Source organism: Litoreibacter sp. JB4-2, assembly GCF_055693445.1.
In genome coordinates this window covers 2769542-2792230 of record NZ_CM146334.1, presented here as the reverse complement: position 1 = coordinate 2792230, position 22689 = coordinate 2769542, and the positions used below count along the sequence as shown (strand labels likewise).

Genomic DNA, 22689 nt, shown 5'->3' with positions numbered 1-22689 from the left:
ATAAAACTCGGATACGGAACGGCTTATTAAAGGCGCCCGCATGTTTCGGTACTTTGAAAACTTGATCGACCCCTATGTGGCGTATGACGAGGTCGACGCCCCGCCCACCAAGCTGTGGCCGTTCATGCGCGCCTATTCGCAACCGTTCAAGAAGCTGTTTTTCTGGACGGCGCTAATGTCGATTGTCGTGGCGGCGGTTGAGATCTGGCTTATCTACTACATGGGCCGCGTGGTTGACCTGCTCGACACCGCTGACCGCGCGACGTTCTGGCAGGCCCATGGCTTAGAGATCGTGGTCGTCGCGCTGTTCATAATCTTTTTGCGCCCTGTGCTTCAGGCGCTTGACGTGGCTTTGCTAAACAACGCGATCCTGCCCAATTACGGCACATTGTTCCGCTGGCGCGCGCATAAACATGTTCTGCGTCAATCGGTCGGCTGGTTTGAAAACGATTTTGCCGGGCGTATCGCCAATCGGATCATGCAAACGCCGCCCGCCGCGGGTGAGGCGATCTTTCAAGTGTTTGACGCCATCACTTTCGCGCTCGCTTATTTCGTGGGCGCAGCAATTCTGTTGGCCGATGCGGATCCCCGCCTCGCGCTGCCTTTGGCGGTTTGGATCATCCTGTACGGGCTGTTGGTAGCATGGACAATGAAGCGGGTGGGGCCTGCGTCGAAAGCGGCGTCTGACGCCAGGTCCGAAGTCACGGGCCGCGTCGTGGACAGCTATACCAACATCCATTCCGTGAAGCTGTTCGCCCATCACGACCGTGAAATCGACTTCGCTAAAGTGGCGATTGAAAAAACCCGCAAAACCTTCGCGAAGGAAATGCGGATTTTCACCTTGATGGACCTGATGTTGATGACCCTGAACGGGTTGTTGATTGTGGGCGTGGTCGGCTGGGCCATCTGGCTTTGGGCGCAAGGCACGGCCTCCGTCGGTGTCGTTGCGGCTGCGACCGCCCTGACCTTGCGCCTCAATGCCATGACCGGCTGGATCATGTGGGCCATGTCATCTTTTTTCCGCTCGCTTGGCGTCGTGTCCGAAGGGATGGAAACCATCGCGCAACCCGTCACTCTAGTCGATGCGAAAGACGCCAAGCCGCTTCTGCTTAGATCGGGTCGGATTGAAGTGAAAAACCTCAGCCACCACTATGGCGGCGCTGTAAACGGGCTCGACAGTCTGACGATGAGCGTCGCCCCCGGTGAGAAGGTCGGCATTGTCGGGCGGTCCGGCGCGGGCAAATCAACGCTCGTGAAACTGCTCTTGCGGTTTTACGACGCGGAGGCTGGAGAGATCTTGATCGACGGCCAAAACATCACTTCCGTGACGCAAGACAGCCTTCGCAGCTGCATTGGTATGGTCAGTCAGGAGAGCACGCTGTTGCACCGCTCCGTGCGCGAAAACATACTTTACGGTCGCCCCGACGCGAGTGAAGCGGACGTGATAGACGCCGCCAAACGCGCAGAGGCGCATGAGTTCATCCTGACCCTGTCTGACCCTCAAGGACGCACGGGCTATGACGCCCATGTCGGTGAGCGCGGCGTGAAACTGTCTGGCGGGCAGCGGCAGCGCATCACGCTTGCCCGCGTCATGTTGAAAAACGCGCCGATTCTGGTGCTGGATGAAGCCACAAGCGCGCTCGACAGTGAGGTCGAAGCCGCCATTCAAGACACGCTCTACGGCGTCATGGAGGGTAAAACCGTCATCGCAATCGCGCATCGCCTGTCTACGATTGCTCAGCTCGACCGGATCGTTGTTATCGAAGATGGCCGCATTGTTGAGAACGGCACACATGACGCATTGCTCGCCGAAGGTGGGCTTTATGCTGGGTTCTGGCAACGGCAATCGGGCGGGTTTCTCGACACAAGTCAGGCCGCAGAATGAGCGGCATATTGATCGAGAAACTAAGGCCCGCCCTGGACCGCCTTGCCGGTCTCATCGACCCGTTTACCCCTGCAGAAGGCCCGCCCCCGCGCACACTTTGGGCCTTCTCGCGATGGTGCCTCAGCGGCACCTGGCCGATTGTGATAATTGCCGCGACTGTTTCCGCGATCGCGGGCACGATGGAAGCCGTCACGGCACTGCTGTTGGGTTGGGTGATCGACGCCGCCGCGTCCGGCACGCCAAGCAGCTTTTTTGCAGACAATATTGGCCTCGTCGCCACATTCATCATCTTCTTTCTGGTGCTGCGCCCCATGGCCTTTGGCAGCTCGGCTGCGTTCAATAGCATTACCGTACCACCGAACATCTACCCGTTGATCCAAAGCCGTCTGCACCGCTGGACGCTGGGCCATGCCGTCGACTATTTCGACAATGATTTCGCAGGGCGCATCGCGCAAAAGCAGATGCAGACCGCCCGCGCCCTGACCGAGGTGGTAGTCGAGGTCATCAACGTCGTCTTCTTCGCGCTTGCGTCGCTTGTCGGGTCGGTCCTGCTGCTTTTGACCATCGACACACGTATCGCGCTCGCGCTCACTGTATGGCTTGCTGGCTACTTCATGATGATCCGTTGGTTCATGCCGCGCATCCGGGCACGATCCAAGGCCCGAGCCGGCGCGCGCACGATGGTAACGGGTCAAGTGGTCGACACGATCACCAATATCAAAACCGTTAAACTGTTCGGTCATGCACAGCATGAGGATCAATCCGCGCTCGACGCCATGGCTGTGCTTCGCGACAAATCCTTGGCCTTTGGTCGGCTCTCAACCGGGTTCCGCTTTGCCTTGATGACGACGGCAGGCATTTTGCCCGTATTGCTGATCGGCGGCACCGTGATGCTGTGGCAAAACCGCACCGCCAGCCCGGGCGATATCGCAGCCGCGGGCGCAATCGCGATCCGCATTTCGCAAATGACGGGCTGGGTCAGCTTTGCGCTCATGGGGATGTACGCCAATGTCGGCGAGGTTGAGGACGGCATGAACACCCTGACCCCGCCACACGGGCTTACAGACGCTTTGACCGCAAAACCGCTGAATGTGACACAAGGCGCCATCCGCTTCGACGACGTGAGCTTCCAGTATGGCAAAGAAGCTGGCGGTATTGATAACGTCACCTTGCATGTTGAACCCGGTGAGAAACTGGGGCTGGTTGGGGCGTCAGGCGCCGGGAAATCAACGCTCGTAGCCGCTTTGCTGCGGCTTTATGACGTTGAAAAAGGCGCGCTGACGATTGACGGGCAGAACGTCTCCGAAGTCACACAAGACAGCCTGCGCCAGCAGATCGGCATGGTCACGCAGGAAACGGCGATGTTCAACAGGTCCGCCCGCGACAACATTCTTTATGGCCGCCCTGACGCATCTGAGGACGATTTGATCGCCGCTGCCAAAAAGGCCGAAGCGCATGAGTTTATTCTTGGGCTTGAGGACCACAAAGGCCGGAAAGGATATGACGCACATCTGGGCGAGCGTGGCGTCAAGCTATCCGGCGGGCAGCGCCAACGGATTGCCCTTGCCCGCGCCATGTTGAAAGACGCGCCGATTTTGGTTTTGGATGAGGCGACAAGCGCGCTCGATAGCGAGGTTGAGGCCTATATTCAGGACGCGTTGGAAACTGCGATGCAGGGCAAAACCGTCATTGCGATTGCGCACCGCCTATCCACAATCGCCCGCATGGACCGCATCGTCGTTCTAGAGGCCGGACGTATTGTCGAGCAAGGCACCCATGCGGCGCTTCTGGCGCAAAACGGTCTTTATGCTCGCTACTGGCAGCGCCAGTCAGGCGGGTTTATAGGGTTGAGCGACGCAGCCGCTGAGTAATTCAATATGAGCATGATCATCACACGACTGACCGCCGTCGGCGACGGCATGGCAGGTGATCAGGGCCCATTTCCCCGCGTGTTGCCCGGGGAAGAGATTGAACTGGCGCCAGATGGTTCGCCACGCGTCCTCACGCCAACTGCGACACGTGTGAAGCCACCCTGCCGCCATTTCAAAAGCTGTGGCGGCTGCGCGATGCAGCATGCTGACGACGCCTTTGTCGCCGATTGGAAAACGCAAGTGATCGAAACCGGTCTGAAAGCGCGCGGTATCACAGCAGAGATCAAGCCAATCCTCACCTCACCGGCGCAAAGCCGCCGGCGCGCGACGCTGCATGGCAAGCGCACCAAATCAGGCGCAATGATCGGATTTCACGCACGCGGCTCAGACCTGTTGATCGAAACACCAGACTGCCAATTGCTCGACCCTGCACTTGTCGCGGCGATCCCAGCGTTCGAACTGCTGACAATACTCGCCGCGTCGCGCAAAGCGGAACTTGAGCTTGTCGCAACTGTCAGCGAAAACGGGATCGCCCTAGACATGCGCAATTGCAAACCGTTGGGGCCACAACTGGCCCTTCAAGTTGCAAGCCTTGCTGAGAAACACCGTTTCGCCCGCATCGCATGGGATGGTGAAGTTATTGGCCTGCGCGCGCCACCGTCACAAAGTTTTGGCTCAGCGAAAGTCAGCCCGCCACCGGGCGCCTTTTTGCAGGCAACACGGCACGGACAAGACGCGCTGACCGCATGCGTTTTGGAGGCACTTGGCGATGCCAAAAAGGTGGTCGATCTTTTTGCAGGGTGCGGCACCTTCTCCCTTCCGGCCGCGGAAAAGGCAGAGGTCTGGGCGCTGGAAGGCGAAGATGCCCTGATCGCAGCGCTCGACCAGGGTTGGCGCAACGCGACTGGCCTGAAACGCATTACAGCCCAGACGCGCGATCTGTTTCGCAGGCCGGTTCTGACAGACGAATTCAAAAGAACAGATGCCATCATAATTGACCCTCCGCGCGCAGGTGCTGAAGCACAAAGCCACGAAATCGCTCAATCAAACGTGCCCCGCATCGCCGCCGTGTCTTGCAACCCCATCACGTTTGCCCGTGATGCAGAAATATTCATAAATAGCGGTTATCGCCTCGAATGGGTGCAACCTGTCGACCAGTTCCGCTGGTCGTCTCATGTGGAACTTGCAGCGCTCTTCACCAAGACCCATATCGCGTGACAACAAATGAAAGGTGAAGCTGAGTGACCCGAGAGAAAATCCAAAGATTTGTTGAAAGCAATCGGTTCCGCTACTCGATCCTCGGCGTAATCTTGTTCAACGCGGTCCTATTGGGTCTGGAAACAGTAAAGCCGGCTATGGACATGGCGGGGCCATTGATCCTGTTTCTCGACAAGCTATGCCTGTGGATTTTCACCGTCGAGCTTGTGCTGAAACTATATGCCTTAGGCGGCAAATTTTTCCGCGACGGTTGGAACATCTTTGACTTCATCATCGTCGCGATCTCATGGGTTCCCGGATCAGAAGGGCTGTCTGTTCTTCGCGCTCTCCGTGTCTTGCGACTTTTGCGCGTCGTCTCGGTTGCGCCGTCTTTGCGCCGCGTGGTCGAAGGGTTGGTCACGGCGTTGCCCGGCATGGGTTCCGTCTTTTTGCTGATGGCGCTGATCTTCTACATCGGCTCTGTCATGGCCACGAAACTGTTTGGTGCATCCTTCCCCGAATGGTTCGGCGATTTGGGACGGTCGGGATATTCTCTGTTTCAGATCATGACCCTGGAAAGCTGGTCCATGGGCATCGTGCGCCCGGTGATGGAGGTCTACCCCTATGCCTGGATGTTCTTCCTGCCGTTCATTTTGGTCACGACATTCGCGGTCGTGAACTTGCTTGTGGGCTTGATCGTGAATTCCATGCAAGATGCTCACGCCACGGAAGACAACGAGAAAACCGACGCCTACCGCGACGAAATCAAGGAGCGTTTGGAAAAGATCGAGGCGCTTCTAAAAGACCGCTAGGCCCGCTTCGCGTCCAGATCGGCCACGCCCAAAGTATTCAGGACTTTTGCCACGATATGCTCCGCGTTCATCGCGGCGCTTGCGTACATGTCCGCTGGGCTGGCCTGATCGATAAACGTATCGGGCAGCACCATGGAGCGGAATCTCAGGCCGCTGTCGAACACGCCTTCTTCCGCCAACAACTGGCTGACATGGGAGCCGAAACCGCCAACTGCACCTTCTTCGATGGTGATCAGTGCCTCATGGTTTGCGGCCAAATCCAAGATCAGATCACGGTCCAACGGCTTGGCAAAGCGCGCATCCGCAATGGTCGGTGTGATCCCCTTGGCATGCAGGTTTTCTGCCGCCTCTTGCACCTCTTTCAGCCTTGTGCCGAAAGACAGGATCGCAACGCGGGCACCGTCTTGGATCATGCGACCTTTGCCAATTTCTAGCACCTCACCCGATTCGGGCAGGTCGACGCCGACGCCTTCCCCACGTGGGAAGCGGAAGGCAATCGGGCCCTCATCATGTGCCACAGCGGTCGCCACCATATGCACCAACTCTGCTTCGTCGGCGGCGGCCATGACAACCATGCCGGGCAAGTTAGCCAGAAACGCGACGTCAAACGAACCCGCATGTGTTGCGCCATCCGCGCCAACGAGCCCGGCCCGATCAATCGCAAAGCGCACAGGTAGGCGTTGCAGCGCCACGTCATGCACAACTTGGTCATACCCGCGCTGTAAGAAAGTCGAATAGATCGCACAAAACGGCTTCATACCACCCGCTGCAAGGCCAGCGGAAAAGGTCACCGCATGCTGTTCAGCAATTCCGACGTCAAAACAGCGCGACGGATAGCGTTGATCAAACAGGTTCAATCCGGTGCCATCCGGCATTGCGGCGGTGACGGCGACGATTTTGTTGTCGGCCTCTGCTTGCTTGATCAATGAGTTCGCGAACACCTTGGTGTAGCTTGGCGCGTTCGATTTTACTTTCTGCTGCTTGCCCGTGACGACGTCGAATTTCGCCGTTGCATGGCCCCTGTCCATTGCCGCTTCAGCAGGCGCATAGCCCTTACCTTTGCGCGTGATGGCATGGATCAGAATTGGTCCGGTCGCCCGATCTTTCACAGTGCGCAACACGGCCAAAAGCTGCTCCATATCGTGCCCATCAATCGGCCCGACATAGGAGAACCCAAGCTCCTCAAACATTGTCCCGCCAACTGTCATGCCCTTTAGCATTTCCTTGGCACGGCGCGCGCCTTCCTGAAATGGCGGGGGCAATAGCGACACCGCGCCTTTCGCGGCAGCTTTGAATTCCTGAAACGGCGCACCGGCGTAAAGTCGGGACAAATAGGTCGACATTGCGCCGACAGGCGGGGCGATGCTCATCTCATTGTCATTCAGAATAACGATCAGACGCTTCTTCAAATGCCCCGCGTTATTCATCGCCTCATAGGCCATGCCCGCGCTCATCGAGCCGTCACCGATCACTGCTATGCAATCACCAATCCCGTGCTCCGGGGCGCCGCCAAGATCACGCGCAACCGCCATACCCAAAGCCGCCGAGATCGAGGTCGAACTATGCGCAGCCCCGAACGGATCATAAGGCGACTCGGATCGTTTGGTGAAGCCAGACAACCCGTCCTTCATCCGCAACGTGCGGATGCGGTCACGCCGCCCGGTCAGGATTTTGTGGGGATAACACTGGTGCGACACGTCCCAGATCAGCCGATCCTTGGGCGCGTCAAACACTGCATGCAGCGCTACGGTCAGCTCGACGACCCCAAGCCCGGCACCCAGATGCCCACCGGTTTCCGACACTGCAGAAATCGTCTCCGCGCGCAGTTCGGTTGCAAGCTGCGTTAACTCCGCATCCGTCAGACCCTTCATGTCTGCCGGAACGCTGACGCGGTCCAAAACGGGGGTTACGGGGCGGTCGTTCATATCATTCTCTTTCCACGCTCACGCGTCGCGCGAGATCACAAAACGTGCGGCGGCTTTCAGGTTATCCGCCTCTGCGCCGTAGGGCGCAAGCGCCGCTTCGGCCTCATCCACCAGCGCTTTGGCGCGAGTTTTGGCCGCATCCATTCCAAGCAGCGACACGAAGGTCGCTTTACCCGCATCAGCGTCTTTTTGCAGACGCTTGCCCGCTTTCGTAGCGTCGCCTTCAATATCCAAGATGTCGTCTGCAATCTGAAACGCAAGACCCAGCGCTTGGGCATATTGGCGCAGTGGGGTGGGGTCAGCGCGGCCAAGAATAGCGCCCGCGCAAGCGGACCATTCGATCAGAGCCCCTGTCTTTCCTGCTTGCAGCCGCGTGATCTGCGCCAAGTTGAGAGGACTCCCGGCGCTTTCCGCTTCAATATCAAGCATCTGCCCCAGAACCATTCCTTGCGCGCCCGAAGCTTTGGCCAGCGTGGCGATCAATGCAGATTGTACATCCGCCTCGCCGGTGCGCGCATCCGCCAGGACCTCAAATGCCAGTGTTTGCAAAGCATCCCCTGTCAGCACCGCGACGGCCTCATCCCACCTGATGTGTACGGTTGGGTTGCCGCGCCGCAGGTCGTCATCATCCATGCAAGGCAGGTCGTCATGTACCAGCGAATAAGCGTGGACAGCCTCAATCGCCGCCGCGACACGATCGGCCTGCGAAGGGGCGACACTATGAAGGCGCGCGCTTTCCATAACAAGAAACGCCCGCAGCCGTTTGCCACCCTGACACGTGTAACGCATCGCATCAGCGACAGTCCCATCGAGCCCGGCCATTGCCACATCCAAAGCAGCTTGCACGCGCGTTTGCGCGTCTTTCAACGCGGCATCGAACATTTACATGCCTTCAACAGGGGTAGTCCCCGTCGCTTGGCCCTTCGCATCGGTGGAGATTTTAGCGACCTTTTCTTCGGCCTCTGCCAGCTTGGTGGCACAATGCGCTTTCAATTCGGCCCCGCGCTCATAGAGCTTAATCGAGTCTTCCAAGGGCACGTCGCCGCGCTCCAGCTTGTCGACAACGCTTTCCAGCTCCGCCATGGCTTGTTCAAAGGACATGGTCTTTACATCGGCTTCGCTCATTTGCCCCTCGCGATCAAAACTTCCAAATGCGCCTTGGCTGAGGCGCTTAGCGCCTGCAAATCATATCCGCCCTCCAAAGTCGAGACGACGCGGCCCGCGCAATGTGCGTCGGCGATGTTGCAGAGCTGCTCGGTCACCCAGATGAAGTCATCCTCGACCCAGTTTAGATTGGCCAACGGGTCGCTCGTATGTGCATCAAACCCAGCTGAGATCACCAACAGCTCTGGTTTAAAGTCTTGCAGCGCCGGGAAAACAACCCGCTCATAAGCTTTGCGCATGTCCGCGCCGCCCGTTTCTGGCGTCAAGGGCACGTTCAGCACATTGCCATGCGCGCCGCTTTCCTGCGCCGATCCGCTGCCCGGCCAAAGCGGCATCTGATGGGTTGACGCAAAGAGCGCGCGCGGCTCTTCCCAAAGCAAATCCTGCGTCCCGTTTCCATGATGCACGTCAAAGTCCACAACGGCGACACGCGACAAGCCGTGGCGTTCCATCGCATGTCTCGCAGCAATCGCAGCATTGCCAAACAGGCAAAACCCCATCTGCATCGCCTTTTCGGCATGGTGTCCTGGTGGTCGCATCGCGGCGAAAGCATTGTCAGCCTCGCCCCCCAAGACCATATCGACGGCTTTTGTCATCGCGCCGACCCCGCGCAAAGCGGCGGTGAAAGAACCAGGCGACATATGCGTATCGGCATCCAGGCTCGCAAAGCCCGTCTCAGGTTCTGCCGCGCGGATCGCGTCAATATGGTGCTGCGGGTGGGCCAGCAGAATATCGGCTTCGGTGCCCAGCGGTGCATCGACGCGGACCAACGCCGCATCGTCAATTGTATCGACAGCCGCATAGATCGCCATCAACCTATTCACCCGTTCGGGATGGCCAGGCGGCGTCACATGTTTCAAGCAATCAGGATGGGTCAGCAGGGCTGTGGTCATGGTTTTTGCCTCAAGAAATTTGACGCCTCAATCGGGCGCCAACATGTAGCCCGCACCGCGCACCGTCTGTAGGTAACGTGGCTGCTTTGGGTCGGCTTCAATCTTGCGGCGCAGCCGGGTGATCTGAACATCTACCGCGCGTTCCTGAGCCTGACCTTTGTCGCGGCCCAAATCTTCGACCAGCTTGGCGCGCGTCACTGGTTCCCCCACCTTGGCAGAAAAAATCCGCATCAAAGACACTTCCGTGGCGGTCAGGCGGATCAAATCCTCACCTTGCCACATCTCGCCGCGATCAATGTCATAGCGGATCTCGCCCAACTGCAAGACCTTGGGCAGATCCGCTACCTCGGATGATTGCGGCACACGGCGCAAAATGGCGTTGATCCTAAGCAACAACTCTTTCGGCTCAAACGGCTTTGGCAGATAATCATCCGCGCCCGCTTCCAGCCCAGAAATCCGATCACTGGACTCTCCTTTAGCGGTCAGGAGCAAGATCGGAGTGTCCTGCGTCTGGCGCAGCTCCTTGGTAAAGGTGATCCCGTCATCACCGGGCATCATTACATCGAGGATAATTAGGTCGAAGTCCAACCCTTCGAGCAAGCGACGCGCATGGTCAGCGTCCCGCGCAGCTGTCGTCCAAAACCCGTTGCGTGAGAGGAACTGTTTTAGAAGCGTCCGGATCCGCTCGTCATCATCGACGATCAGTAAATGCGAGTCGTTTTGCGTCAAATCCACCATCTAAGACCCGTCCTTCAATTGCTCGAAATGCTCGCGCAGTTTTGGATCCATAATCTGTTGCAGCACATGTTGGAACCCTGCAACCGCTTCGGGCCCCGCTTCGCGGTAAGCTGCGCGCATCCGTTTGCGCTGCGCCTCACTGAGCACGCGTTCCAGATCGCGGCCGTCATCTGTCAGGAAAAGATGCCGTTCCCGGCGGTCTTTTACGCCGACTTTCGACACCACTAAACCGTCTTCAATTAGCGTGCGCAGCACCCGGTTGAGCGATTGCTTCGTGACGCCCAGAATATCGAGCAGGTTGTTGACTGTCGTAGCCGGCGCACGATGAATGAAGTGAAGGGCGCGATGATGCGCTCGGCCATATGATTTTTCCGCCAAGATACGGTCCGGGTCCGCCGTGAACCCGCGATAGGCGAAAAACATCGCTTCAATCCCGCGCCTCAGCTGATCATCCGTCAGGAAAAGTAGGTTCTCTGCCTCGGGGCGGGATTGCCCCCCATGCTATTGTCTGCCATCGTCCCCCTCCTTTGCTTCAGATCGGGGCGTCGGCTGCAGTTTATGTCAGCCTTGTTGACTTTCCAAGACGCGAATGCTAGCGATTCTTACGATTTCTGAAATATTATGTCCGATACGGACGTGTTTTGCGCAATAAATGGAAAGCGCTAGAGAGGATACGGCAATGACTGGTGGCTATGATGATCGTGACGGCGTCATCTGGATGGATGGCAAATTGTTAGATTGGCGTGAGGCCAATGTGCACATTCTGACCCATGGGATCCACTATGCCTCCTCTGTGTTTGAAGGGGAGCGCTGCTACAACGGCACGATCTTCAAATCGCGCGAGCATTCCGAACGTCTGCGGTTTTCCGGCGCAGAGATCGATATGCCAATCCCCTACACGGTCGACGAAATCGAGGCTGCGAAATACGAAGTCCTGAAGGCCAACAGTCTGACCGACGCATATGTGCGCGCAATTTGCTGGCGCGGCGCGGGCGAAGATATGGGTGTCGCTTCCGCCAAAAACCCAGTCCGAATGGCCGTGGCCGCTTGGGAATGGGGCAACTACTACGGCGACGCCAAGATGAAGGGCGCCAAGCTCGACATTTCAAAATGGAAACGCCCGAGCCCGGAAACCATCCCCTGCCACGCCAAGGCCGCCGGTCTTTATATGATCTGCACCATGTCCAAACACGCCGCCGAAGCAAAAGGCTGCTCTGACGCGATGATGTTCGACTATCGCGGCTATGTGGCGGAGGCGACCGGCGCGAATATCTTCTTCGTCAAAGATGGCGAAGTTCACACGCCCACCCCTGATGCCTTCCTCAACGGCCTCACCCGCCAGACGGTGATCGGCATGCTCAAGGATCGCCAGATCAAAGTTCACGAGCGCCACATCATGCCAGAAGAACTTGAAGGCTTCGAGCAATGCTGGCTCACCGGCACCGCCGCCGAAGTCACTCCCGTCGGCCAAATCGGTGACTATAATTTTGAGGTCGGCGCCTTGGCGCGTGACGTCTCCGATTGCTATGAGAAGCTGGTCCGGAGCTAAGGCAACTCGACAAAGATTTTTGAGGGCGCGATTACCGCGCTCTTTTCTTTTCCCGCTTACCCCTGCGGCGTCATCACCTTGCGGGCTTGGGCGCGCTCTTTGCCCAGCTGACGTTCGCGCCAGATGATCAAAATACCGGCTGCCACAATCAAGGCGATACCCACCAGCATGATCAGCGTCGGCACCTCGGCGAAGACAAAATAGCCGATACCAATCGCTAGCAGGATCGAAGAATATTCAAACGGCGCCACCACGGAGGCGTCCGCGTAGCGGTAGCTCGACGTGAGCAATATCTGTCCGATACCGCCCACCAGACCCATTGAGATCAGAAGCAGAATTTCGTTTGTATTTGGCACCACCCAACCGAAAGGCATGGTGATCAATGACAGCGTGGACGCAGTCACACCGAAATAAAACACAATCGCGGCGGTCGGCTCCGTTGCCGTCAGTTTGCGCACGAAGACATGGGCCAAACCCGCAGCGACAGCGGAGCCGAACGCCAATACCGCGCCAAGCGCCAGAAACGGATCGACACCCGCGTCGCTGAACGCCGTGAGCCGTGGCCACATGATGACCAACACACCGGTCATTCCCAATGCGACAGCGCTGAGACGAAAAATACGAACGCGTTCGCCCAGAAACATTGCGGCAAAGATAACCACCAGCACCGGCTGCGCATATTGGATTGCTTTGACCTCAGACAATGGCAAAAGGCCCAGGGCTGCAAAACCAAGCGACATGCCCATAGTGCCAACCAGACCGCGCCACACGTGGCCTTGCAGGTTCGATGTCTTGAGCCCTGTTGCAAGTTCACGCCGCCAACTCAGCCAAACCAGAATAACCGGCAAAGCGCAAAAGGAGCGAAAGAACACGATCTCGCCCGCCGGGATCGTGTCAGAAGCGATTTTGACCAGCGTCGCCATCACAATGAAACAGGTCACAGCCCCCAACTTAGCGAAGATTGCCCGCGCAATATTGGGCTTTGGCATAGAAATTTCGCTCAAAGTAACACGCGCTCAAGTGCCCAGTAGGCCCCAATAAGGGCGATTGCGACAGAGGCCGGGATCGAGATTCTGGCGCGGTACCAGGGCTTGTCACCAAACCAGTAGCCTACGGCCAGATAGGCGAGGCCAATGACGGTCAGTTGCCCGACCTCGACCCCAATATTAAACCCGATTAAGCCCGCCACGAAGTGTCCCGGTGCAAGTCCAAACTCCCCAAGGACGGATGCAAAGCCCAACCCATGCAGCAATCCGAAGGCAAAAATGACAATCGGACGCCACCAGGTGATCTTATTCGTGAAGATGTTTTCTACGGCAACATAGACAATAGAGGCTGCGATCAGAGGCTCCACAATCACGGGGTTGACGGTAACATACCCAAGGCTCGCAAGCGCCAACGTGATTGTATGAGCCAAGGTGAAAATTGTGATTTGGGTAACTAACGGACGAACCTTCAGGCTCAGGAAGAACAGGCCCAAAACAAACAAGATATGATCCAGGCCTTTGGGAATGATGTGATCGAAACCCACGCCTATGTAACGCACAAAGACGTTGAAGGCGGACCCTGTCGCAACGCCCACACGGGGCAACGGATCGCTTAATGCACCGCCATCGAGGAACCCCGCATAGGCGTCATCGCCACCCCCGGTTTGGCGCATGATGATCGGACCGTATGCCGCAATCCAGCCCAGCCGCACATCGGCACCGTTATCCGGCAGCACGCCAGAAAGTTTGATCACCGTATCGCGAGGCAGTTCCAAATCGGACTGCGGCTCGACCTTGACACCGTCCAATTCCAACAAGGTTCGCTTACCATCTGCATCAACAATCACGCCCTCGCGCAGTGTCGGCCACGCGTCACGCACCCTTTCCGCGAAAGCGTCATCTGGCAAAGCGCGCAATGCGTCATAGGCTTCCGCCCCAGGCGCATCGTTGGTGTCTTCGAGCCCTTCAAGGTCGATTCCCGCGACCAGCGCCTCAGCAGAAAGTCTAATTTCCAGCTCTATAAGCTCGGGGTTTAAAGTTGCATCCGCAATGGCAGGCCTGATTTCGTGCGCGAACGCCTGAGACAAGAACGTGATCAGCACGCCCATTGACAGCAGCGCTGCAAGCACCACCCTTGGTGCACTGCATTTAGAAAGGTGTGACATGCGAACGTTTGAATCCGTTTTGATGCTTCTGGTTCTCGCCTGCGTTGCCGGTGCGGCGCAAGCCCATGAATTTTGGATAGACCCAGCCGCCTATCAAGTGCAACCCGGAGATCCCCTAAAGGCGCGCCTCATCGTGGGTCAGGAGTTCAACGGTTCAAGCTACCCATATAGGCCCAGTCAAATCGAGCGGTTCGATTTGGTGGAGGGCGATGTCCCGACCAAGGTCGCGGGCCGGATTGGTGACAACCCCGCGCTTGATACGACAGCACCCGGTGATGGTCTTTTGATCATCGCGCATGAGACCAAGGATAATCGCCTCACCTACACCGAATTCGCTAAGTTCGAAAAATTTGTGGCCCACAAGGCCTTTCCAAACGTCATCGCACAGCATGATGCGCGCGGGTTAAGCCGCGACAAATTTGTCGAAAGCTATCGCCGCTACGCCAAATCGCTCGTTGCGGTTGGCAGCGGTGCGGGATCGGACAGACCCGTCGGGCTGAAAACAGAAATTGTAGCCCTCGCGAACCCCTATACCGACGCGCTTGATGAAATGCCAGTCAAGGTCCTGCTTGACGGCGAGCCGCGGGTGGGCGCGCAGGTCGAGCTGTTTGAAAAAGATGCCAGCGGCGCGGTAGCCATCACACTCTATCGCACCGACGCGCAAGGCATCGCGCGCTTCCCGGTCACATCGGGTCACAGCTATCTTGTCGACGCGGTTTGGGCCGAAGCACTGCCAAATAATGATGTCGAGAAAGGCGCCGTTTGGAAAACCCATTGGGCCGCTTTGACCTTCGCAGTCCCGAAATAAGAAAAAACCCGACACTGAACATCAGTGCCGGGCTTGTTTGCTTTGTAGACCCGACGCGGCCGTCTGGGTGGGGGCTGATCAGACCACGCCGGGCTGAGACTTAACTCGCTACAAGGACAGGTATCGCTTTTGATTTGGGCGCAATTGAGATGCGATTAGGAAGCTTGTTGGCTTTATCAGCGGCATTTTTGGGGCAATGCTTGATTTGATCCACAGATGCGGCCAATCTGGTGTCATGAATGAGGTTACACCATTGCCATTCGTCGCGGCCAAACAGCCCGATAAAGTAGCTTTTCACCGGCTTGAGCTGGGTCCGATCATGACCATCTACGGGCGCATGGTCGCAGCAGGGGAGTGGCGCGACTACGGCATTTCAATGCTGAGGGATGTTGCTGTTTTCTCGATCTTTCGACGCTCAGCCGAACACCCGATCTACAGGATAGAAAAACGTCCCAAACTTGCCGCCAAACAGCAGCAATACGCGGTGATAGGGATGGATGGGCAAATCCTAAAACGTGGATCAGACTTGCGGCAGGTCCTGCGCGTCCTCGAAAAAAAACTGATCCGCGCGATTGATTGAGGCTTAAGGCCGCTTGACGCTGGTTATCGGCCCGCCGCCGTTTTTCTCAATGCGCGCAACCGCTTCATCCAATGGCTCATAGGCCACGGCCATGTGAAACGCGTTCGCATGCAGCAACCGGTTTTGATCTGCAACAAACCCGACATGGCCTTTCCAGAACACCAAATCACCGCGCTGCACGGACGCGGTTTCTGGCAGCGCTACACCAAGCGCCGCTTCCTGCATGTCGCTGTCGCGTGGGCACTCCCGACCGCAAACGCGCCAGGCCAACTGTACCAGCCCAGAGCAATCAATTCCGTAGCGCGACCCGCCACCCCATAAATAGGGCGTACCCAAAAACAGATCTGCCACACCAACCGGGTCATCCCACCGCGCGGTGAGCGGCAGCAAATGCGAACTCGGCACGTAATTCCCGTTGGTAAGCTTTGTCCAAGAACCTTCCTGCGCTTCAACCGCGACCTCAGAACCAAAATACAATGCGCCCTGTGTCATCAGGCGCATATTCGGACCGGGATAGAGATGCGTTTGTGGCACGGAGACCCAATGTGTCGTGTCTTGTGCGGGTTCCAAAAGGTCGGCGCGGACATAACCGCAATACCCGTCATGCACACATTGGCCGAACATATGCCCCGCGCGCCGCTCCAAGCTCAAGAACAGATCACCATAAAGCAGCTGCGATGTCCGCCGCCCGCCCGGTTTGCCCAAGATATCCGCCGCCGCCGCATGGCATTGCATCATCTCGCCCTCGACGAATTTGGCCGACGCGACCTGCCCTTCGAGATGAGAGGCCGCAACCCGACCATTTGCAGGTACCAGGCGGGTATCCGTCATAAGCCCAAAACCTCTGGCAGGGCCTCAAACAACGCTCGAGTACCTTGGCCGACACCGCCTTTCGGACGTGCCGGGGCGGCTGCTGGCTGCCAGCCATAGATATCGAAATGTGCAAAACGGGGCGTCTTTTCGACAAAGCGCCGCAAAAACAATGCCGCCGTTATGCTGCCAGCGAACCCACCCTTGGGCGCATTGTCCAAATCCGCAATCCCGGGTTCAATCATTGCCTCATACGGGTCATGAAACGGCATGCGCCAAACCGGGTCGCGGGCCGCTTCGCCACCCCGAGTAATCGCCTGCGCCAAATCATCGTCATCAGTGTAAAACGGCGCAAGATCTGGTCCGACGGCGACCCGCGCGGCACCGGTCAGCGTCGCCATGCAAATCATAAGGTCCGGTGGGGTTTCATCGGCAAAGGCCAAAGCGTCCGCTAGAACCAGCCGCCCCTCAGCGTCAGTGTTGTTGATCTCAACCGTCAAACCTTTGCGGGAGGTCAAAATATCCTGTGGCCGGAACGCAGTGCCATCAATGGCATTCTCCACAGCCGGGATCAGGACCCGCAGCTGCAATTTCAGCCCTGCGGCCATAATCATATGCGCGAGTCCCAGTACCGCAGCTGAGCCACCCATGTCCTTTTTCATCAGCCCCATTGAACCGGCCGGTTTGATGTTCAGCCCGCCGGTGTCAAAACAAACGCCTTTTCCGACCAGAACAAGGTTTGGACCCGCCTCGCCCCAACGCATGTCGATCAACCTCGGGTCTTGGGACGATGCGCGGCCGACCGCGTGAATCATCGGAAAGTTCTGTGACAGAAGCTCCTCGCCCTCGATCACCCGTATATCGGCCCCGTGCTCTTCCGCCAGGTCGCGCGCGGCACGTTCAAGCGCATCGGGGCCCATATCGCTGGCAGGCGTATTGATTAGGTCTCGTGTCAGCGCTTCGCCGGTTGCGATCTGTTCCAAGGCTGCACCGTCAATACCGTCGGGACAAACCAGCCGCGCCAGATGCGGGGGCGCAGGTTTGTAGCGTTCGAAACTGTATTGAGACAGCAACCACCCCAACGCATGTTCGCGCAGCTCCGCCACTGGATGCGCAGAAGCGATAGCATAGATGCCATCAGGCAACGTCGCCGCCGCGCGCGCCAAGACGAACCGCCCACGCGCCCGCGCCTCATCGCCGCCGGCACCTGCAAGTGCACAGATCACAGCGCCGTTCTTGCCCGGGATCAGGCAGGTTTGGCCGGGCTTACCGGCAAATCCCGACGCATTCACCCAGGCACCATGCGGCTCCGGCTGGCCAACGGCCCAGTCGTCGATCTGGTTTGGTTCAAGAATAAAAAGTGGAATGGCATTGGTGGCGGGGTCGGCGAAACGCAGCATCTTTGCTCCTGCAACTGGATTTGCCCCAGCGTAGCGGGCGCGACCATAGGTGCAAGCGCCGTCGCGCTGCGCTAGCTGGTGATGTCACACAAATCCCATACCGAATTGATCGATTGCCCAGCCACACGTTGCAGGCGGTTTAAACAACTCGCCAATGCCGGAGCATCCGCACGACGCGCACAAGCTTCAACATCCCTTGCAACCTTTGCAAAAAGCCACAGACCCAGATTGTCAGCAATCTGCGACAAGCCTCGTGCCTGTTCAGCCATCACTTCATATTCGTGTCGCCTATGCGCTCCGGCAAGCGCCTCAAGCCCACGCCAGAGATTGTCTACGGAAAGTCCGATCATCTCCTCCGCCCGGGCTTGGCCCATGCTGACCCAAAGCTCGACCAGCCGGTCGCCATCCACGCGCACCGGTTCTGTTACAGACAGTTTCGACAATTGTCCCACGCTCGTCCCATTCCGCGCCCCATGCGCACCTTTCCGGAGCCTCATTGCAATAGTGGCATGAAGAAAGTCTTTCAGCGGAATCCAATTACCGCTCGAATTATTTGAAATTCTTATCTAGTTTCGCCGCCAAAGAACGAGAACGGGACAGAGCTATGCATTTGGCCAAGCCGCTACCAGGCATTTTAGTGCAGCGTTATCACGGTTGGAAAGCAACCACTTATGCCGAGAACGAAACGTGGTACCGCCACCTTGCCGAAGAGGGGCAAAACCCTCGTGCAATGATCATTTCCTGCTGCGACAGTCGGGTTGATGTGATCTCGCTTTTGGGCGCCACCCAAGGGGAGTTCTTCATTCACCGCAATATCGCCAACCTAGTTCCGCCATTCAAGCCGGGTTCTGATCATCATGGCACATCCGCAGCTGTTGAATATGCCGTTACAGCGTTGAAAGTAGCGCATATTATTGTTCTTGGGCATTCCAATTGCGGCGGCGTCGAAGGGTGCCATGAAATGTGCGCGGGACGTGCGCCTGAACTGGAACAAGACACGAGTTTCATTGGCCGCTGGATGGATATTCTGCGCCCGGGTTATGAGCGTGTTCAACATCTCGAAGATAACGCCGCTCGCAAACGGGCCCTTGAAAAGGAAGCCGTTCTGGTCTCGCTCGAAAACCTCCTTGGATTTCCGTTCGTTAATTCTGCTGTTGAGAGCGGACATCTTAGCCTGCATGCGCTTTGGACCAATACTGGCGAAGGCACGTTGGAAAACTACACCCCTGCAACGGGTTTCATACCTGTCTGAGCACTTTGACTAAAGTTAAGGCTAGAAATGCGTCGCAATCGCCCTCGCGTTTAAACTGCGTTCAGAAATCGCGGATTAAGGTCCAACCCGTTCAGTAAAGGGTTGGCCGATGGCAACGTTCACTATCAGCGGATATCAAATGCGCTCAAATGAAGCGCATATGGTTGAAGACATACAACACTCTGAGGTGCAGATCGTATCCTCTTTGGGCATGTCGACGCTGGATTGCAGCTATGTGGGAAGCAGACCAGGGGCAGCCGAGGTTTCTCTGAGCGACTACAACCTGATTTTAGATGGCACTCATCTCAATGATGGGCAATTGCCGGATCGAATCGAGCTGTTTGACCTAACTTGGGGTGTCGAAGGTGAAAGTAGCACCTCGCGCGTTCTCAACCTGGTCTTTTCAGATGCCGAAGGTTGGCGAGATCAAGTCTTTTGCGTTGACCAAAGCCCGCTACCCACATTGTCTAGCCCTGCGCAGGCGAATGCGTTTCTAAGCGCATCTAAATTCGCCCTGGTCGACACGCAGGACACAGACGGATCCTTCCAGATTGCGTTAGATAAGATCCCCAGTGTCGAGATCCGTGGCGTCTTGCTGAAATTGTTCGAAGACGACACGAGCGAAACTGACAGTTTCGCATTCTTGCAGCCTTTCGACGCCGAAGTGGCAAACCCCGGGCTCACAGAGATGGAGTTTCAAAGCGACGATATTCTGTCAGAAACCATCCCGCTTATCCCACTTGCCGAACACGAAGACACACAAAATCAAGATGACTTGCCAGACGATCCCGCTATTGACGAATTTAGTTTTTAGGCTGTCACGGCTGCCACAAGAGTTCTGATCCTTCAGGCCACGTAAAGCCCACGCGAATGCGCACAGTTGTTTTTTGTCCCGGCTCCAGCTCTAGGTCCCAACGTCCGACGCCGCGTTTTTGGTCAAAATCGCCTTCATCCGGCGCTGGGCGCGCAGCAACGCCAAGTTCTAAATCTTCTTGTTCGGCGAAGGGCAGCGCAAACAGTGTTTCAACACTCTTGGTTTCTGTCGTCAGGTTCTCGACGGTGAATTCCATATTTTGTTGCCGAGTGTTGGAGGAGCTCAAGAGACCGCGGTCACCCGTATCATTGTCGAGCAATTCAAAGCCCAATCGAATGCCCTCAAGAGGTCCAAATGACAACTCCGCATCCCCACCCGCTGGTATGAGCGCTACTGCGGATTGGCCAACATAAACACCGTCGCGCATCACTTGCACATCGCCCGGCAAAAGGGGCTCTGACAGGCTGTTGCGCAGCCGGGCGATCGTGAAAGCCGTCCGGTCGAAGCGCGGGGCGGCTCTGTTGAACACGTCCGCCTCCAAGACAGTTTCATCGAGAGTGAGTGCCAATGCGGCACCGCCGGAGGAAATGCTGACAGGTTGCGGGTAGTCGTACCGAACGCTTTCACCCTCAAGTTGCAGCACGGCGCGCTCTTCCACAATCAAGGCTTCCGCGAGCTCGGGCGCAGCTGTATCGTCACGGGATTTGCCACTGTAGGACGACACGCTGCCGCGTCGTGACAGATCAGCCAGAAAGGCGCCACGCGGCTCAACTGGTTGGGGCGAAATCTGTGCAAACGGGTCAGCCGTCGAAAGCGTCAATGCAACGTCTGACCAAAGCTCTTCCGTCCACTGGGAAACAACGACTTTGCGCTCAATCTCGACAACCCCCTGGCCGCGATCCAAATTCATCACATAACTCGGTCGCCAAGACGCCTCAGACACCAGATGAGTCATCGTCAAATTCGCAAAAATGGCATCCGGCGCATCGAGCGTAATCGCCAAAATATCAACGGGGGCCATAGGCGGCGTCAGTCGGTCCAAATCTCGTTTGGCCTGCGCGAGCAAAAGTTCTGCTTCTGTTACAGCAGTCTCGCCTAACCGCGCCGCCTCGATTGCCTGCTGCAAGGCAAGCTGGGCGGCGGCCATCTCTTGCCCCAACATATCACCGATTTCGCGGATATCGGCGGCTTTCAAACCACTTTCGGTACTCGCGGTGACTGAGGTCAGAAAGGCAATCCGCGCCTCATCAGACGCGACCGCTGCCTGTAGCCGGGATAGCTGGTCCCGCACGGTTTGTAATTCATCCTCGGCTGCGCGCTTGGCCTCCAATGCCAAGGTTTGTGCCGGTGAATAGACGCGTTCGGCATCAACAAAATGGCCCGGCAAAACCTCGAAAGCGCCCACTTTCAAATCGCCCAACCCGCCGATCTGCGGCGGCGTATCGAACCGCATTCCGCGTGGCATCGGTAGCAAAACACGATGCGTACCGGCGGGTAGATCGACCAAGAACGCCCGCGTTAATGTCGCGCCCTGCGGGTAGATCTTTGCGGCCAGAACCGGTGCGTTGACTTGAAAATCAGCGGCCAAACCGGGAGCCGAAAGCAAACCGGTTGCCAGAATAAATGCAGTGCGCAACATGAAAAGGGCCTCAAATCAATGCGATCTGAGGCCCAGTCTTCAATGTCTCATACAATTAGGCAAGTCAGCCTTTTTTAAGCACCCGATTGCCAAGTAGCTCTGCGATTTGTACGGCGTTCAGCGCAGCACCTTTGCGCAGGTTGTCCGATACGCACCACAGGTTCAGCCCATTTTCAATCGTCACATCCTGCCGGATGCGCGAAATGAACGTCGCGAAGTCGCCGACACATTCGATTGGCGTGACATAGCCGCCATCTTCACGCTTATCGATCACCATGATGCCGGGCGCTTCACGCAGGATGTCGCGCGCTTCGTCTTCGTCAAGGAAATCCTCGAATTCGATATTCACCGCTTCGGAATGACCCACAAAGACCGGCACGCGTACGCATGTTGCTGTGACTTTGATCGCCGGATCGACGATCTTCTTCGTCTCCGCGACCATTTTCCATTCTTCCTTGGTGTCACCACCATCCATGAAAACGTCGATCTGCGGGATCACGTTAAACGCGATTTGCTTTTGGAACTTTTTCGGCGGCTTATCATCTGTTGGGTTGTAGATCGATTTGGTCTGATCCCAAAGCTCGTCAATCCCATCCTTGCCGGCACCCGACACCGATTGATAGGTCGACACAACAACGCGTTTGATCGTGGCACGGTCATGTAATGGCTTCAACGCGACAACCATCTGCGCGGTCGAGCAGTTCGGGTTCGCGATGATATTCTTGTTTGAATACTGCTCAATCGCGTCTGGGTTCACCTCTGGAACAATCAGCGGGATCTCTGGGTCGTAGCGGTATAGCGACGAGTTATCGATGACAACGCAACCTGCTGCCGCAGATTTCGGCGCATATTTCTTTGTAGCCTCTGAGCCAACGGCCCAAAGCGAGATATCCCAGCCAGTAAAATCAAACGTATCCAAGTCCTTCGTCGTGAGCGTGGTGTCGCCAAAACTGACCTCCGTACCAAGCGAGCGGCGCGACGCAAGCGCGACGATCTCGTCTACGGGAAACTGGCGTTCGGCCAGGATATTCAGCATTTCGCGGCCCACATTGCCTGTGGCGCCAACGACGACGACTTTATAGCCCATGATCCTAAGGGTCCTTTGGAGTTTTAAGAAATGTCCTTGCGGACGCGGCTGCATACCCCCATGTGACACCGGTTAAAACCCCTATTGCGCGGGCAAGCTTGCCGCAAATGGCG

22 protein-coding genes are annotated in these 22689 nt (G+C 57.1%); 9 read left to right on the top strand and 13 right to left on the bottom strand.

Annotation, left to right across the window (positions count from 1 at the left end; genetic code table 11):
* The first annotated feature begins 40 nt into the window (after positions 1–40).
* The 4 genes from ACZ1G7_RS13815 to ACZ1G7_RS13800 are packed head-to-tail and all read left to right on the top strand — an operon-like array spanning position 41 to position 5765.
* A complete protein-coding gene (locus ACZ1G7_RS13815; protein ID WP_472659967.1) occupies positions 41–1885 on the top strand; it encodes an ABC transporter ATP-binding protein in 1845 nt (614 codons plus the stop codon).
* Positions 1882–3756 carry an ABC transporter ATP-binding protein gene (locus ACZ1G7_RS13810; protein ID WP_472659966.1) on the top strand — a complete coding sequence of 625 codons (1875 nt, stop codon included), beginning with the start codon at positions 1882–1884 and terminating at the stop codon, positions 3754–3756. The genes ACZ1G7_RS13815 and ACZ1G7_RS13810 overlap by 4 nt, the downstream gene beginning before the upstream one ends.
* Before the next feature lie 6 nt (positions 3757–3762).
* A complete protein-coding gene (locus ACZ1G7_RS13805) occupies positions 3763–4974 on the top strand; it encodes a class I SAM-dependent RNA methyltransferase (protein ID WP_472659965.1) in 1212 nt (403 codons plus the stop codon).
* 23 nt (positions 4975–4997) lie between these two features.
* Positions 4998–5765 (top strand): ion transporter, encoded by a 768-nt coding sequence (locus tag ACZ1G7_RS13800; RefSeq protein WP_472659964.1) that lies wholly within the window; start codon positions 4998–5000, stop codon positions 5763–5765.
* On the opposite strand, the gene dxs is transcribed toward ACZ1G7_RS13800, so the two are convergent.
* Genes dxs through ACZ1G7_RS13770 form a run of 6 tightly spaced genes read right to left on the bottom strand, consistent with a single transcriptional unit; the run spans position 5762 to position 10908 of the window.
* Positions 5762–7690: a 1-deoxy-D-xylulose-5-phosphate synthase gene (gene dxs, locus ACZ1G7_RS13795; protein WP_472659963.1), complete on the bottom strand. Its 1929-nt coding sequence runs from the start codon at positions 7688–7690 to the stop codon at positions 5762–5764. The genes ACZ1G7_RS13800 and dxs overlap by 4 nt on opposite strands.
* Before the next feature lie 18 nt (positions 7691–7708).
* Positions 7709–8572, bottom strand: a complete 864-nt coding sequence (locus ACZ1G7_RS13790) for a polyprenyl synthetase family protein (protein WP_472659962.1) — start codon at positions 8570–8572, stop codon at positions 7709–7711.
* A complete protein-coding gene (locus tag ACZ1G7_RS13785) occupies positions 8573–8815 on the bottom strand; it encodes an exodeoxyribonuclease VII small subunit (RefSeq protein ID WP_472659961.1) in 243 nt (80 codons plus the stop codon).
* Complete coding sequence (locus ACZ1G7_RS13780; RefSeq protein WP_472659960.1) at positions 8812–9747, bottom strand: histone deacetylase family protein; 936 nt, start codon at positions 9745–9747, stop codon at positions 8812–8814. The genes ACZ1G7_RS13785 and ACZ1G7_RS13780 overlap by 4 nt, the downstream gene beginning before the upstream one ends.
* A 27-nt stretch (positions 9748–9774) precedes the next feature.
* On the bottom strand, positions 9775–10476 hold the full coding sequence (locus tag ACZ1G7_RS13775) for a response regulator (RefSeq protein WP_472663737.1): 702 nt from the start codon (positions 10474–10476) through the stop codon (positions 9775–9777).
* Positions 10477–10485: 9 nt separating this feature from the next.
* Positions 10486–10908, bottom strand: coding sequence for a MarR family winged helix-turn-helix transcriptional regulator (locus tag ACZ1G7_RS13770; protein ID WP_472659959.1), 423 nt, complete (start codon positions 10906–10908; stop codon positions 10486–10488).
* Positions 10909–11164: 256 nt separating this feature from the next.
* Between ACZ1G7_RS13770 and ACZ1G7_RS13765 the strand changes: the two genes are divergently transcribed.
* Positions 11165–12034 carry a branched-chain amino acid aminotransferase gene (locus ACZ1G7_RS13765; RefSeq protein ID WP_472659958.1) on the top strand — a complete coding sequence of 290 codons (870 nt, stop codon included), beginning with the start codon at positions 11165–11167 and terminating at the stop codon, positions 12032–12034.
* A 56-nt stretch (positions 12035–12090) separates the two neighbouring features.
* On the opposite strand, the gene ACZ1G7_RS13760 is transcribed toward ACZ1G7_RS13765, so the two are convergent.
* Both ACZ1G7_RS13760 and ACZ1G7_RS13755 read right to left on the bottom strand, forming a co-directional pair.
* Entirely contained in the window at positions 12091–13023 is a 933-nt protein-coding gene (locus ACZ1G7_RS13760) for a DMT family transporter (protein WP_472659957.1), read from the bottom strand.
* An 11-nt stretch (positions 13024–13034) separates the two neighbouring features.
* Positions 13035–14186: a HupE/UreJ family protein gene (locus ACZ1G7_RS13755; protein ID WP_472659956.1), complete on the bottom strand. Its 1152-nt coding sequence runs from the start codon at positions 14184–14186 to the stop codon at positions 13035–13037.
* Here ACZ1G7_RS13755 and ACZ1G7_RS13750 point away from each other — a divergent pair.
* Both ACZ1G7_RS13750 and ACZ1G7_RS13745 read left to right on the top strand, forming a co-directional pair.
* Complete coding sequence (locus ACZ1G7_RS13750; protein ID WP_472659955.1) at positions 14185–14994, top strand: DUF4198 domain-containing protein; 810 nt, start codon at positions 14185–14187, stop codon at positions 14992–14994. The two genes, ACZ1G7_RS13755 and ACZ1G7_RS13750, sit on opposite strands and share 2 nt — an antisense overlap.
* A gap of 235 nt (positions 14995–15229) precedes the next feature.
* Positions 15230–15574, top strand: a complete 345-nt coding sequence (locus ACZ1G7_RS13745) for a DUF2794 domain-containing protein (protein WP_472659954.1) — start codon at positions 15230–15232, stop codon at positions 15572–15574.
* A gap of 3 nt (positions 15575–15577) precedes the next feature.
* Here the strand turns inward: ACZ1G7_RS13745 and ACZ1G7_RS13740 are convergent, their stop codons facing one another.
* From ACZ1G7_RS13740 to ACZ1G7_RS13730, 3 genes are all read right to left on the bottom strand, one after another.
* The gene (locus ACZ1G7_RS13740; protein WP_472659953.1) at positions 15578–16405 is read right to left on the bottom strand and encodes a C40 family peptidase; all 828 of its coding nucleotides are present in this window, start codon (positions 16403–16405) and stop codon (positions 15578–15580) included.
* Positions 16402–17784, bottom strand: coding sequence for a leucyl aminopeptidase family protein (locus ACZ1G7_RS13735; protein ID WP_472659952.1), 1383 nt, complete (start codon positions 17782–17784; stop codon positions 16402–16404). The genes ACZ1G7_RS13740 and ACZ1G7_RS13735 overlap by 4 nt, the downstream gene beginning before the upstream one ends.
* Before the next feature lie 71 nt (positions 17785–17855).
* Complete coding sequence (locus ACZ1G7_RS13730; protein ID WP_472659951.1) at positions 17856–18236, bottom strand: hypothetical protein; 381 nt, start codon at positions 18234–18236, stop codon at positions 17856–17858.
* A 152-nt stretch (positions 18237–18388) separates the two neighbouring features.
* Here ACZ1G7_RS13730 and ACZ1G7_RS13725 point away from each other — a divergent pair, with 152 nt between their 5' ends.
* The gene (locus ACZ1G7_RS13725) at positions 18389–19036 is read left to right on the top strand and encodes a carbonic anhydrase (protein WP_472659950.1); all 648 of its coding nucleotides are present in this window, start codon (positions 18389–18391) and stop codon (positions 19034–19036) included.
* Positions 19037–19145: 109 nt separating this feature from the next.
* On the top strand, positions 19146–19850 hold the full coding sequence (locus ACZ1G7_RS13720; RefSeq protein WP_472659949.1) for a hypothetical protein: 705 nt from the start codon (positions 19146–19148) through the stop codon (positions 19848–19850).
* 4 nt (positions 19851–19854) lie between these two features.
* On the opposite strand, the gene ACZ1G7_RS13715 is transcribed toward ACZ1G7_RS13720, so the two are convergent.
* A complete protein-coding gene (locus ACZ1G7_RS13715) occupies positions 19855–21489 on the bottom strand; it encodes a DUF4139 domain-containing protein (protein WP_472659948.1) in 1635 nt (544 codons plus the stop codon).
* 64 nt (positions 21490–21553) lie between these two features.
* The gene (locus tag ACZ1G7_RS13710) at positions 21554–22576 is read right to left on the bottom strand and encodes an aspartate-semialdehyde dehydrogenase (RefSeq protein ID WP_472659947.1); all 1023 of its coding nucleotides are present in this window, start codon (positions 22574–22576) and stop codon (positions 21554–21556) included.
* Positions 22577–22689: the final 113 nt, after the last annotated feature.